Annotated in this window: 16 protein-coding genes; 8 read left to right on the top strand and 8 right to left on the bottom strand. The window is 70.5% G+C overall.

Annotated elements, in window-relative coordinates:
- Positions 1-102: 102 nt before the first annotated feature.
- Both QSK18_RS13055 and QSK18_RS13050 read left to right on the top strand, forming a co-directional pair.
- Entirely contained in the window at positions 103-828 is a 726-nt protein-coding gene (locus tag QSK18_RS13055; RefSeq protein ID WP_285619137.1) for a MerR family transcriptional regulator, read from the top strand.
- On the top strand, positions 825-1,238 hold the full coding sequence (locus tag QSK18_RS13050) for a PIN-like domain-containing protein (protein ID WP_285619135.1): 414 nt from the start codon (positions 825-827) through the stop codon (positions 1,236-1,238). The genes QSK18_RS13055 and QSK18_RS13050 overlap by 4 nt, the downstream gene beginning before the upstream one ends.
- Here QSK18_RS13050 and QSK18_RS13045 read toward each other — a convergent pair.
- On the bottom strand, positions 1,231-1,569 hold the full coding sequence (locus QSK18_RS13045; RefSeq protein WP_232808904.1) for a hypothetical protein: 339 nt from the start codon (positions 1,567-1,569) through the stop codon (positions 1,231-1,233). The two genes, QSK18_RS13050 and QSK18_RS13045, sit on opposite strands and share 8 nt — an antisense overlap.
- Positions 1,566-2,666, bottom strand: coding sequence for an SDR family oxidoreductase (locus tag QSK18_RS13040; protein ID WP_269809614.1), 1,101 nt, complete (start codon positions 2,664-2,666; stop codon positions 1,566-1,568). The genes QSK18_RS13045 and QSK18_RS13040 overlap by 4 nt, the downstream gene beginning before the upstream one ends.
- Before the next feature lie 131 nt (positions 2,667-2,797).
- On the opposite strand from QSK18_RS13040, the gene QSK18_RS13035 reads away from it, so the two are divergent.
- Positions 2,798-3,649, top strand: a complete 852-nt coding sequence (locus QSK18_RS13035) for an SDR family NAD(P)-dependent oxidoreductase (protein WP_232808906.1) — start codon at positions 2,798-2,800, stop codon at positions 3,647-3,649.
- Here QSK18_RS13035 and QSK18_RS13030 read toward each other — a convergent pair.
- Positions 3,630-4,541: a ribonuclease Z gene (locus tag QSK18_RS13030; RefSeq protein ID WP_232808907.1), complete on the bottom strand. Its 912-nt coding sequence runs from the start codon at positions 4,539-4,541 to the stop codon at positions 3,630-3,632. The two genes, QSK18_RS13035 and QSK18_RS13030, sit on opposite strands and share 20 nt — an antisense overlap.
- A gap of 148 nt (positions 4,542-4,689) precedes the next feature.
- On the opposite strand from QSK18_RS13030, the gene QSK18_RS13025 reads away from it, so the two are divergent.
- A complete protein-coding gene (locus QSK18_RS13025) occupies positions 4,690-5,361 on the top strand; it encodes a M23 family metallopeptidase (protein ID WP_285619131.1) in 672 nt (223 codons plus the stop codon).
- A gap of 13 nt (positions 5,362-5,374) precedes the next feature.
- Here the strand turns inward: QSK18_RS13025 and QSK18_RS13020 are convergent, their stop codons facing one another.
- Entirely contained in the window at positions 5,375-6,076 is a 702-nt protein-coding gene (locus tag QSK18_RS13020) for a GAF and ANTAR domain-containing protein (RefSeq protein ID WP_232808909.1), read from the bottom strand.
- Positions 6,077-6,120: 44 nt separating this feature from the next.
- On the bottom strand, positions 6,121-7,023 hold the full coding sequence (locus tag QSK18_RS13015) for an SDR family NAD(P)-dependent oxidoreductase (protein WP_285619128.1): 903 nt from the start codon (positions 7,021-7,023) through the stop codon (positions 6,121-6,123).
- A gap of 81 nt (positions 7,024-7,104) precedes the next feature.
- Between QSK18_RS13015 and QSK18_RS13010 the strand changes: the two genes are divergently transcribed.
- From QSK18_RS13010 to QSK18_RS13000, 3 genes are read left to right on the top strand one after another with little or no spacing between them, the layout of a single operon-like run.
- A complete protein-coding gene (locus tag QSK18_RS13010) occupies positions 7,105-8,031 on the top strand; it encodes an AraC family transcriptional regulator (protein WP_232808911.1) in 927 nt (308 codons plus the stop codon).
- Positions 8,028-8,681 (top strand): class I SAM-dependent DNA methyltransferase, encoded by a 654-nt coding sequence (locus tag QSK18_RS13005; protein ID WP_285619126.1) that lies wholly within the window; start codon positions 8,028-8,030, stop codon positions 8,679-8,681. Before QSK18_RS13010 ends, QSK18_RS13005 begins: the two co-directional genes overlap by 4 nt.
- On the top strand, positions 8,678-9,229 hold the full coding sequence (locus QSK18_RS13000) for a GNAT family N-acetyltransferase (RefSeq protein ID WP_285619124.1): 552 nt from the start codon (positions 8,678-8,680) through the stop codon (positions 9,227-9,229). Before QSK18_RS13005 ends, QSK18_RS13000 begins: the two co-directional genes overlap by 4 nt.
- On the opposite strand, the gene QSK18_RS12995 is transcribed toward QSK18_RS13000, so the two are convergent.
- Positions 9,226-9,861, bottom strand: coding sequence for an aggregation-promoting factor C-terminal-like domain-containing protein (locus QSK18_RS12995; RefSeq protein ID WP_285619122.1), 636 nt, complete (start codon positions 9,859-9,861; stop codon positions 9,226-9,228). The two genes, QSK18_RS13000 and QSK18_RS12995, sit on opposite strands and share 4 nt — an antisense overlap.
- Positions 9,862-10,454: 593 nt before the next feature.
- Here QSK18_RS12995 and QSK18_RS12990 point away from each other — a divergent pair.
- Positions 10,455-10,961, top strand: coding sequence for a DinB family protein (locus QSK18_RS12990; protein WP_232808915.1), 507 nt, complete (start codon positions 10,455-10,457; stop codon positions 10,959-10,961).
- Between the two features lie 59 nt (positions 10,962-11,020).
- On the opposite strand, the gene QSK18_RS12985 is transcribed toward QSK18_RS12990, so the two are convergent.
- Together QSK18_RS12985 and QSK18_RS12980 are read right to left on the bottom strand one after the other, a co-directional pair.
- Positions 11,021-11,377, bottom strand: coding sequence for a hypothetical protein (locus QSK18_RS12985; RefSeq protein WP_285619120.1), 357 nt, complete (start codon positions 11,375-11,377; stop codon positions 11,021-11,023).
- Positions 11,378-11,438: 61 nt separating this feature from the next.
- Positions 11,439-12,041, bottom strand: a complete 603-nt coding sequence (locus QSK18_RS12980; RefSeq protein ID WP_232808917.1) for a DUF4126 domain-containing protein — start codon at positions 12,039-12,041, stop codon at positions 11,439-11,441.
- Positions 12,042-12,145 lie beyond the last annotated feature (104 nt).

The following is a 12,145-nucleotide window of genomic DNA, read 5'->3' as shown; positions in this document are numbered from 1 at the left end:
CGCAGACACGCGCCGGACGCTCGGCACGCTCGCCGGCGAATACTGGACCGGTCCGCCCCGGACAGAATCCGCTACTTGCCGAGAGGGAAGGGCCCGACGTCGATGAACGATCTCTCGGACGAACGCTTCTCCCTTCCCCTCTACACGGTGGCCGAAGCTTCCAGGTACCTGGGCGTCAGCAACTCCACCTTCCGCTCCTGGGCCCAGAGCCATCGTCGGCCGGCGGAGACCGGTGAGCAGCAGAACGTGCCCGCCGCGGTCACCAGGATTCCGGTGGAGGGGCGGGGATCGGCCAGTGTCCCGTTCATCGGCTTGGCCGAGGGCCTCGTCCTGGCCGGCATCCGTAAGTCCGGAGTGCCGCTGCAGCGGATCAGGCCGGCTCTGGATCAGCTCCGGACAGAGTTCGGGATGGACCATGTCCTGGCCTCCCGGCGCCTCTACACCGACGGCGCGGAGGTGCTGTACGACTTCGGCCGGCACAGCAAGGATCCCGAAGATGCCTCGGCCCTCAGGCAACTCGTCGTGGTCCGTCATGGTCAGCGAGCCTTCACCGAGGTCGTCGCGCAGTACCTCCAGCAGATCGAGTTCGCGTCCGACGACTTCGCACAGCTCATACGTCTGCCCCGGTTCGGCAGCGCCAAAGTGGTGGCTGCCCCAGGTCGAAACTTCGGCCAGCCGACTTTTGAACGGGGCGGAGCCCGCCTGGAAGATGTGCTTGGGCTGTTCTGGGCCGGAGAGTCCCTGGCCACGGTGTCAGCCGAGTACGGCGTCCCCGAAGACGAACTGGAAGACGCGGTCCGCGCAGCGTCCCGCCCCACGGCCGCGTGAGCCGGAGAGCGCCCCGACTACCTCACGTTTTCGTAGACCGCAGTCTGGGGCGGATTCTCGTGCCCCAGCTTCTCCGCGAGGCTGGTGTCCAGCTCACCACGCTCGCCGAGTACTACGGCATACCCCAGGACGAGGGCGTGGAAGATGTCACATGGATCGCGGAGGCCGCTCAGCAGGGCTGGATCCTGTTCATGGAGGACGACCGGATCCGTCGCCGACCCGCGGAGCGGGCAATGATCCACCAGCATCAGGCCCGGTGTTTCTGCCTCGCCAACGCCAATCTGCGTTCGAGTGAGATGGCCCAGTGCTACCTGCGGAACCTGCCGGCCATAGCCCGGGCCGGTGCTCAGCCCGGGCCCTTCCTCTACTCCGTCCAGGCCGGCCGCATCGAAAAGCTCGCGATCAACTGAAGCCCACGCTCCGGGTGGCTCCGGCGCCCAGCACCCCCGCCATACCGGCGCTGGCCAGGGCCGCGCGCCGGTATTCGGGAGAGATGGTGGCCAGGGCGAGCATGCTGGCGGCGTGGAGGCCGTCGATCCGGCCGGACCAGCGGGCGGCCTGGGTGGGCGCGGCGCTGATGGCCACGGCCTGCAGCACATGACGGGCGCCCAGCACCCGGGCGGCGACGACCGCACCCGGTAGATCCGGGTCGGCCCCGGTCAGCGCCAGGACGCGGCGCGGCTGCCAGAGCAGCGCAGCCCCGAAGGCCGCCCCCGTCAGCGCGACGACCCCGGGCCTCATGCAGCGCCCAGCCGGCGGCGGGCATCGGTGACCATGCCGCCGATCTTGCCAGTTGCCCGGGTGCCGATGTCGATCAGGCTCGCGCCCAGGTTGCTGGCGGCCGGGCCGAGCGTGCCGCCGGCCGCGGCCGAGAGCTCACCGAACCGGTGGGCCACCCACTGCTGCTTGCTCCAGGTGCGGGCCTGGTCGTCGAAGATGCCGTGCGAGCCGAAGTCGCGCCCGCCCGGGCCGTCGGCCGGCTCCCACAGGTTGGTCGGCTGGTCGGCGGGCCGCGGGTCGGGGGTCTGCTGCGAGTCGAAGCCGGTGCGCACCAGGTAACGGTCGAGCACGGCCGGGATCAGGGCGTTGCCCAGGATGGTCTTGGCCGCGCCGGTTCCCACCCAGTACTCGCGGCGCTGCGGGTGGTCGGCCGCGAACAGCACCGCGCGGGCCGCCACCTCGGGCTGGTAGATCGGGGGCACCGGCTGGGCCTGCTTCGGCAGCCGGGAGAGCACCCAGGAGAACTGGGGGGTGTTCACCGCGGGCATCTGCACCATCGTGGTGCTGATCCCGCTGCCCTCCTGCAGCAGCTCGATGCGCAGCGACTCGTGGAAGCCCTGCACCGCGTGCTTGGCCGCGCAGTAGGCGCTCTGCAGCGGGATCCCCCGGTAGGCCAGGGCCGAGCCGATCTGGACGATCGTGCCCCGGTCGCGGGCCTTCATCAGCCGCAGCGCCGCCTGGGTGCCGTAGACCGTGCCCAGGTAGGTGACCTCGGTGACCCGCCGCACCTCCTCGGCGCTGATCTCGGCGAAGCGGGCGAAGACCGAGGAGAACGCCGAGTTCACCCAGATGTCCACCGGTCCCAGTTCGGCCTCGGCCCGGTCGGCGGCCGCGTTCACGGCCTCCGGGTCGGCCACGTCGACCGGGATGACCAGCGGCACGCCCCCGGCCTCGCGCACCTCGCGGGCCGCGCCCTCCAGACCGGTCTCACCCCGGGCCAGGAGCGCCACCTTCGCCCCGCGGGCGGCGAAGGCCACCGCGGTGGCCCGGCCGATCCCGGCGCTCGCCCCGGTGACCACGACGACAGGCGGATTCTTCCCAGATACGACGGAGGACATGGTGATCAGTGATGCAGGGGCCCGGCCGCCCTGCAAGTCGACCCGCCCGCCCGCGATGCCCTCCCAAGTCGCCACCGACGTCCTTGATTGTCAGGCTGACCGGGACCGTTCGACCACGAGACGAGGCGTTCATGCAGGCACCACCGGTAGTCCTGATCACCGGCGCGAGCGGCGGGATCGGCACCGCCGTCGCCCTGGCCTACGCCGAGCGCGGGGCCTCGCTCCTCCTCACCGCCCGCTCCGCCGGCGAACTGGAGAATCTGGCCGAGCGCTGCCGAAAGGTGGGCGGCCGGGCCCTCACCCAGGTCGTGGACGTCAGCGACAGCGCGGCGGTGGGTAGTGCCGTGGACCGGGCCGTGCAGGAGTTCGGTGGCCTGGACGTGGTGGTCCACACCGCCGCAGTGGTGGCTTACGGCAGGCTCACCGAGGTACCTAGGCACGTCTGGGAACGGGTGGTCGACGTCGGCGTGCACGGCACCGCCAATGTGGCGCGTGAGTCGCTGCGCGTCTTCGAGCCGGCGAAAAGCGGCAGCCTGGTGATCATCGGGTCGGTGCTAGGGCAGATCACCGCCCCGCGCATGGGCGCGTACGCCACCTCGAAGTGGGCCGTGCACGGGCTGGCTCGCACCCTGCAGCAGGAAGCCCGCAAGACTCCCGAGGTGCACGTGGCACTGGTGTCGCCCGGCGGGATCGACACGCGCATCTACCGGATGGCCGCCACCTACGTGGGCCGGGCCGGCTCGCCTCCCCCGCCGGTGCTCAGCCCTGAGGCGGTGGCCCGCAAGGTGCTGCGGGTGGTGGACAAGCGCCGCCACAACGCCGCGGTGGGCCCGTTCAACCCTCTGATGCGGCTCGGATTCACCGTTGTGCCAAGGCTTTACGACGTCCTGGTGGGCCCCCTGTTCAATCTCCTGGCCCTGGCCCGCAAGCCGAGCCCGGCGAGCGAGGGCAACGTGTTCCGCGCTACTGAAGACGTCGACTAGGCACCGCAACCGTCTGCAGATCGTGCGCCACCACGACGTCGGGATGAATGGCCCCGGCCTCCTTGGCGTGCTCGTCCAGATCTCCGTAACGTGAGGAGAAATGGGTGAGCACGAGACGCCGAACCCCTGCCTCCACCGCCAGTGTGGCCGCCTGCCGGGCGGTGAGATGCAGGTTCTCCTCGGCCAGGGCGGCCTCGGCCTCCACGTAGGTGGCCTCGACGACCAGCAGGTCACACCCCTGCGCGAGAGCCAGAGCCCCGTCGCACACCGCCGTGTCCATGATCACGGCGATGCGCTGACCGGGCCGGGGAACACTCACGTCGTCGAGCGAGACCCCGCGAATCTGCTCACCCCGCTGCAACCTTCCGATCTCCGGACCCCAGACCCCGCGCTCGCGAGCCTGTTCCGGCACCACCCGCCGCCCGTCGTCCTCGACGAACCGGTAGCCCACCGTGGGTACCCCGTGCTTCAGAGGTGCCGTCCAGACGCCCCACTCGTTCAGCCGCATCACCTCGACCAGGCCGTCCGAAGGCGCGGGGACCCACCGGTGCAGCGGTACATCGCCTCGGGTGGCGAATCGGGTGAGCAGATCGAGCCGTTCCAGCGCGGCCTCCGGCGCCACGATCGGCAGCGGGCCGACCGCCCCGTCCAGACGCCGCCGGTTGAGGAAACCGGGCACGCCGTAGGTGTGGTCGCCGTGCTCGTGGGTCAGGCACAGGGCCGAGACCCGCGAACTGGCCGCGCTGGCCCGCAGCATCTGTCGCTGGGTGCCCTCGCCGCAGTCGACCAGGACACTGACCTCGCCCAGCCGCACCAGCGTGGCCACGTGATTGCGCTCGCGGGTGGGCACCTGGCACGAGGTGCCCAACGCAACGATCTCCCTGCGGCCCATGCGCCGAACTATCCGATCCGGACCGGGGCACCGTCGTGGCCCGGTCCGGCCGACACGAGCCCGGAGACTGGGAGAGTCATCGCCATGCGGTCAACCCTAGATCCCGAACCGCTCTCGATCACCCTAAGCCGGACGTAAAGTTCGACCGGTGACGATCGTTCTCGAACTGCCGTTCACCGGCTCCTGGCTGGTGCAGAACAGCCCGGCCGAGCGGGTGCCCAGCCACGGCACCGACCGGCTCGGGAGCCGGTACGCCATCGATTTCGTGGCCGTGGACGAACGGCACCGCAGCGCGTCCCGGCGCACCTGGCGCACCCTGCTGGCCAGTGAACCCCCAGAACTGTTCCACGCTTTCGGCCGACCGGTGCTCGCGCCGATCGCCGGGCGGGTGGTGAGGGCCCACGACGGGGAGCCGGACCACGAGGCCCGCCGGTCCCAGCTCACGCTCATCCCCTACGCCCTGGGCCAGGCCCGGCGTCTCGCCCAGGGCCCGGCCGCCGTCGCGGGCAACCACCTGATCGTCGAAATCACCCCCACCGGGCCCTACCTCGCCCTGGTACACCTGAGGCGGGGGTCGCTACGGGTGGCCGAAGGTGAACGGATCGGCGTTCACCAGCATCTGGCCGACTGCGGCAACTCCGGCAACTCCACCCAGCCGCATCTGCACCTGCAGGTCAGCGACCGCCTCGACCTCGGCACCGCGGTGGGCGTCCCCATCCTGTTCCGCCGTTTCACCGAGACCCGGCGGCCGGGCACGACCGCTCAGGTCCGGCACAACCCCCTGCCCACGGAACGGGCAGTGATCGGCCCGGCCGGCTGAGCCGCGTCAGGACTCAGGCGGACGGGGCCTGCAACCTCTCGACGATGTCGGTGGCCAGATCGCGCAGCTTCACGTTGCGGCCCATCGAGGCCACCCGCAGGATCTCGAACGCCTCGTCGGCCGTGCACCGGTTCTGCGCCATGATCGCCCCCTTGGCCTGCTCGATCACCGCGCGGCTGGCCATCGCCGCCTGCATGTCCGCGGCCAGCTTGGCGCTGTCCTGGTACGACACCACGTTGCCGATGGCCACGGCGATGTGCGCAGCCACCTCGCGGGCCGCCTCCAGCGACTCCGGGCCCATCGCCCCGGGCTTGCGCGCGTACAGGTTCAGCCCGCCGACCAGCTCGGTCTGCACCGGCAGAGGGATCGAGAGGGAGCTGAGCACTCCCCGCTCGACCACCACCGCGGAGTAGTCCGGCCAGCGGGTCTCCTCGCGCATGTCCGGGATGACCAGCTCGGTGCCGGACGTACCAGCGTCGATACAGGGGCCGTAGCCGCGCTCGTACTGCAGTTCGTCGGCCGCCAGAGCGAGATCACCGGTGTAGCCGGCGGTGAAGGGCCGGTTCTGCCGGATCAGGGTGATCGAGGCCTCGTCCACCCCGGGCACCCCGGCCTTCGCGATCCGGACGTACTGGCCCAGCACCTCCTCCAGCGTGGCGTCGGCGAACCGGATGTTCAGCAGGTCGGCCAGGACCGTCGCAGGGAGCTTGGACATGCTGGCACGCTACGACGGCCGCCCCCGCTCAGCCATCCGATCTGCTACCTCCCGCCCCAGGCCCTGACCACCACCGAGGCCGCGTAGTCCCACAACCGGTCGGCCGCCCCAGGGTCCACCGACCACTCGGCCACACCCGGCCCGTCGGCGTCCGCCTTCACCACCGGCAGCTCCTGGTTGTCCTCGAAGTACCGGCCACCGACGCCCTCGACCAGCGGTGAGGCGGCCAGCAGCACCGAGGTCGCGGCCCCCTGCTCGGGCGTCTTGTAGTAGTCCGGCGTGACCAGATTGCCCTCCTCGTCCATCCCGCCCAGCGCGCGCATGGTCTGCGCGTCGACGTGGCGCTGCAGGTTGGTGTGGATGTAGCCCGGGTTCAGGGCGTTGGCCATCACCCCCGTCCGGCGGGTGATCCCCACGGCCAGGAGCACGTCGGCGACCTTCGACTGGGCGTAGGCGCTCCACGGGTCGTAGGCCCGGCGCTCGAAGTGCGGGTCCTCGAAGTCGAACGGCGCCTGCCGCTGGATCCCGGAGCTGACGACCACCACCCGGGCGCCCGGCCGCAGGTGCTCGCGCAGGCCGGTGACCAGGGCGAAGTGGCCCAGGAAGTTCGTGGCCAACTGCAGTTCCCAGCCCTCGGCGGTGACCTGGCGGGTGGGCACCGCCATCACACCGGCATTCGCCACCACGATGTCCAGCGGGGTGTGCCAGTTCTGCACGAAAGCCTTCACCGACTGCAGGTCGCTCAGGTCCAGCCGGACGGCCGACGAGGCCGGGTCAGGGTTACGGGTGGCCACCGTGACCTGCGCCCCGGCGTCGGCCAAGGCCTGGACCGTGGCGGCCCCGAGGCCGGAGGCGCCCCCGGTGACCAGCGCCCGGCGGCCGGTCAGGTCGACGCCCTCGAGAATTTCGGACGCGGTGGTGCGGGCTGAGAAGGAAGTCGTGATCATGTCCTGCACAACGACCCGTCTCGTGGACTTATCGTCTTCCTGAGTCCAGGCTTCTTCATCCATCGTCCAGCGAGAGGTCTCATGGATCCGCTTCAGGACGTTCTTTCGGTGGTCGGCGCCACCAGTTACCTCTCCAGCGGCATGGTGGCGGGCGGCGACTGGGCGGTGCGGTTCGAGCCGCCCCTCGGGGTCAAGTTCAACTCGGTGCAACGCGGCCGGTGCCGGCTGCAGGTGGAGGGCCTGCCCGCACCGATCGACCTGGCGCCGGGCGACTGCTTCCTGCTCACCCAACCGCGGGCGTTCGTCCTGGCCAGCGACCTGAACCGGCCTGCGCTGGCGGCCGCCCCGATCTTCGCGGCGGCCGGTCCCGCTCCGGCCCGGGCCGGGCACGGCGAGGACGTGCTCCTGCTGGGCGGCGGCTTCCTGTTCAACGAGCGCGCCCGCAGTGTGCTCCTGCAGAACCTGCCGCCGGTGGTGCACGTCCCGGGCGGTCTGCCGGAGGCCGGGACCGTGCACTGGGCCCTGGCCAAGATCGGCGCCGAACTGGCCGGAGGTGACTTCGGGGCCGGGCCGATCGCCGAGCACCTGGCCATGGTGATGCTGATCGAGGTGCTGCGCCTGCACCTGCGGCACCGCCCCGCCGAGGTCCACGGCTGGCTGGCCGGGCTGTCCGACCCGCTCGTCGCCGGCGCCCTGCGGGCCCTGCACGAACGGCCCGGGTACGCCTGGACGGTGGCCGAACTGGCCGCAGTGAGCCGGGTCTCGCGTTCCTCGCTGGCGGCCCGGTTCAAGCAGGTGGTCGGGCAGGGCCCGCTGGAGTACCTCACGGCCTGGCGGATCGAACTGGCCTCGCAACGCCTGCGCCAGGGTGACCAGACCCTCGACCGGATCGCCCGCGAGGTGGGTTACAGCTCGGAGAGCGCGCTCAGCACGGCCTTCAAGCGGGTGGTCGGCGTCTCGCCCCGGGAGTACCGGCGTGGTCGCCGGGACCATACCGTGGCTTCGTGAGCGAACCCGAGTTCCTGACTGCCACCCGCGACTCCTACGAGACCGTGGCGCAGGCCTACACCGAGGCCAGCAGCCAGAAGCTGGCCCACCGGCCCTACGACCGGGCGATGCTGCCGCTGTTCGCCGAGCTGGTGCGCGAGGCCGGCGGCACCCGGGTGGCCGACGTGGGTTGCGGTCCCGGCCACGTCACCCACTGGCTGCGGGAACTCGGCCTGGACGCGTTCGGCCTCGACCTCTCCCCGGCCATGCTGGCGCAGGCCCGTCAGACCTACCCGGACCTGTCCTTCCACGAGGCCTCCGTCCTCGACCTGCGGGTGACCGATCTGAGCCTCGACGGCATCGTGGCCCTGTTCTCGTTCAACACCGTTCCGGCAGAACATCTTGCGCAGGCCTTCAAGGGCTTCCACCGGGCGCTGCGGCCGGGCGGGGTGGCCCTGCTGGCCTTCAGCGTGCGCGAGGAGCCGCTCCGGATGACCAGCTGGCTCGACCATCCGGTCACGCTGCCGTTGCAGCGCCTGGTGCCGGACGAGGTGGAGCAGGCGCTCACTGATGCCGGGCTGCAGGTCCAGGCCCGCCTGGTGCACGAGCCGCACCCACCTCACGAAACCCGTCCGTACGCACATCTTCTGGCCACCAGGCCGCGAGCATGAGCGACCATCTGGCGCTTACGTCAGAAAGGCTGCTGTTCCCCCTCACCCGCGAACTGGCGGCTGACGACCCGTCCATAGGTAAGGCTCTTCTGGCCCACACCGGCGAACCGCCGCCTGTCGCCAAACAGCTCACCCTGAAACAAATCTCTTCCCCCGCCGACTGGCGGCTCTACGAGGAGCTGCGCATCGAGGTAGAGGCCGGTTTCGGCGTACCCCCACCTCAAGCCCGCACAATTGTCGCGGTTCTTCGTCAACGCACCGCAATCCTGCGCCTGGCCATGTATTTCGGGCACACAACAGAGGACGGGGTGGTTGGCTCGATCGGTCACTTCGGCGAAAGTGGGTGGGCACGTTTGCAGGAGGTGGACATCTTCCCGGCCTGGCGCGGGCAAGGCCTCGGCGATGCGCTGCTCGCCGCGACCCTGCACCAGCTGCACGCCGATGGAGTGAACACGGTGATCGTGGGGGCGGACGAGGACGACTGGCCGCTGTCCTGGTACCGCCGCCGAGGCTTCACCGATGTGGCCCGAGTGACACTGACCCGCTAGTACGAGTTGTGGGCCTGACTGAAGTTCCAGGCTGCGCACGGGGTTCCGTAACGCTCGGCGATGTAGTCGAGGCCCCAGCGGATCTGCGTGACCGGGTTGGTCTGCCAGTCCGAACCGGCCGAGGCCATCTTGCTGCCCGGATAGGCCTGCGGGATGCCGTAGGCCCCGGACGAGGGATTGGTGGCCTGGTAGTTCCAGTGGCTCTCCTTGGTCCACAGCGAGTCCAGGCAGGAGAACTCGGCCGAGGACCAACCCCGGTCCTCGAGCATCACCCGGGCTGCCGACCGAGGGTCGCGCTGGGCGTTGCGCAGGGCCCGCTCACGACGTTCCTCGGCCGCCTTGATCCGGTCGGCCGCGGCCTTGGCCTGCGTGTACTGGGCCAGCGCGGCCTCCGCCTTGGCCGGCGAGGCCTCCTTGACCGCGCTGTTGAGCGCAGCCGACTCCTGCGCCGCTGCCGCAACCGCCCGTTGCTCGGCCTCGGCCTGCTCCCGCTCGGCAGCCTGGTTCTGCCGCTCTTCATCGCTGAGCACGAAGGCGGCCGAGGCAGCGCCCTCGCCATCGCCGAACAGTGGGAGGGCGTGATCGGCAAGGTAAGACGCCCCGACCCCCTGCGCACCCACGACGAGAGCCATCACCAGAAGACGCGCGGCTCCGGTAACGCCCCTACCTAACGGCGGGCGAGTGGCGGGTAAGGCGATCGGCACCATGGGCGCCGCCTGCGCGGGGTTGCGGAATGGATCGGAGGAGACCTGCGGCGGCAGGGGTACGTCGATGCCCGCGGGGCGGCGCGGATTGGCTTGCGGTATAGGGAGAACCGCCGGGGTAGGCGCCACGGCGACCGGCGGGTGCGAGTACGGGAACTGCTGTAACTGAGGACGCTTGTGGGCCTCAACGCTGCGAGCGGCAGCTACGGGGGCGGCCGGGGGACGCAACGAACTGTGCGGAGCACCGGACGGCCGGCTGTCAGCGGGACGGGCAGACGAACCGTTATGGCCACGTCGCGCTTCGGCCCTGCGAAGCTCGGACCGCTTGGGGTAGCGGCCGCCGGTGAGGGTGGCTGGTTCCGGCCACTCACGCGCACCCGCCACCGTTGTCACAGAGACCAAGGTGACCTGTGTTAAGCCTGAGCACAAGGGTCGCCCGCGTCTTTTCACCGCAGGCTACGGATCGGCCCCGGAGGGTGAGACGAGTCCATTTTGTCGTACCCCTCCGGCACGCTGTGCTCATGGACGATTCACGATGGGAATTGTCGGCCTCGACCGATGAGCGCGCCCTGCTGCTGGGCTACCTCGACTTCCAGCGCGAGGCCCTGGTGCGCAACTGTGCGGGGGTGGCCGACGCCGACCTCCGGCGCCACCCGGTGCCCAGTTCGCAGCTCACCCTGCTCGGTCTGCTCCGGCACCTGGCCGCCGTCGAGCGCTGGTACTTCCAGGTCGTCCTGGCCGACGAGAACCCGCCCGAGCTCTACACCGAGACCGACGACGCGGAGGAGGAGTTCGTGCACCTGGCCACCGCCACCGGCCCAGCCGCCCTGGCCACGTGGCGCGAGCAGGTCGCCCACTCGCGCCGGATCACCACCGGGCTCACCCTCGGCGACACGGTCGTGCACCCGGTCAACGGCCGCACCGTGTCACTGCGCTGGGTCCTGCTGCACCTGGTCGACGAGTACGCCCGGCACAACGGCCACGCCGACCTGATCCGCGAGGCGATCGACGGTGTCCGCGGCGAGTAGGCGACACCGGTCCCGCCACCGAGATCCGCCCACCCTCGCACCTTCGCCTCAGCGGCGGGTCAGGCCCGCAACGACCTCGCGTACCCGGCCACCGCCCGAACCATCTCGTTCACCGTTCGCAGACACCGGAAGAGGCAGTACAGGGTCAGCGCACCGGCCAGGGCGATCACCGGATTGGCGATCCACGGCACCAGTTCTTCGGTCCGGCCGTCGGTGTACACGCACGCCTGCGAGAGCGGAAACAACCGCTCCTTCATCGGCGGGTAGTCCGGAACACCGTTACGGCACATGGCCGAGACGCCGTTGAACCAGTCCCCCGAGAAGAACACCAGGAAGACGAACCAGAGAAAGAGCGTGAACCCGGCGCTGATCACCGTGACCGCGGCCCGGAGCAGAAGCTGACCGACAAGATGCACACCAGCAAGCTAGGCAGCCGTCCAGGTGGGCGAATCGTCCCGAAGTACCGGCTTCGCAGCCTCAGGTGCCGCCCGCCACTGCGGCCTCCCGACGCCGTCGCCGGGCCGCCCACTTGCGCCAGATCACGAACATGAGCCAGGCCAGCAGGATCAGCGCGATCACGATCAGCACCGGCGCGAAGACGGCCAGCACGCTGAGCACGAGGGAAAGCACGTCCTCGACCGTCGAGACCACCGGCGCCCCCACCCCGGCCGTGCTCACGTTCACCACCGGGCGGGCGGCCGACTTGGTCGCGTGCGTCAGCCCGGCCACCACCACGCCGATCACCGCCCCGGCCCAGGGGTTGTCGCGCATCCACTGGCTGTTGTCCAGGTTCTGGGCGCTGAACGTGGCGCTGGAGATCAGCCCGCCCACGGTCGGCCGGACCGCGGTCTGCACCAGGTCGTTGAAGTGGTCCACCACCGGCACCTTGTCCAGCACCAGCTCGGCCAGCAGCAGCAGGGCCCCGACCCCGATCGCCCAGTCGCTGATCACCCAGTCGTAGTCGCCCGGCAGCTCGATCAGGTCGCTGGTCCGGGCGGTCAGGGCCACCAGCATGAACGGGATCCAGGCGTTCAGCCCGGCCGCCGCCGCGAGGCCGGAACCGGTCAGCGCCGCGAACACGACGCCTCCAGGGATCCGCAGGAAAGGGGCAGAGCAGCTGTCATGGCCGCGATTGTTCCGGATCCGGCGCGTTGCGCCACCGATACCCCCGCACCCCACCAGCC

The sequence above is a fragment of the Kineosporia sp. NBRC 101677 genome (assembly GCF_030269265.1).
GTDB lineage: Bacteria > Actinomycetota > Actinomycetes > Actinomycetales > Kineosporiaceae > Kineosporia > Kineosporia rhizophila.
Note: the sequence above shows the minus strand (reverse complement) of the source record. Positions and strands in the feature narration are given on the sequence as shown.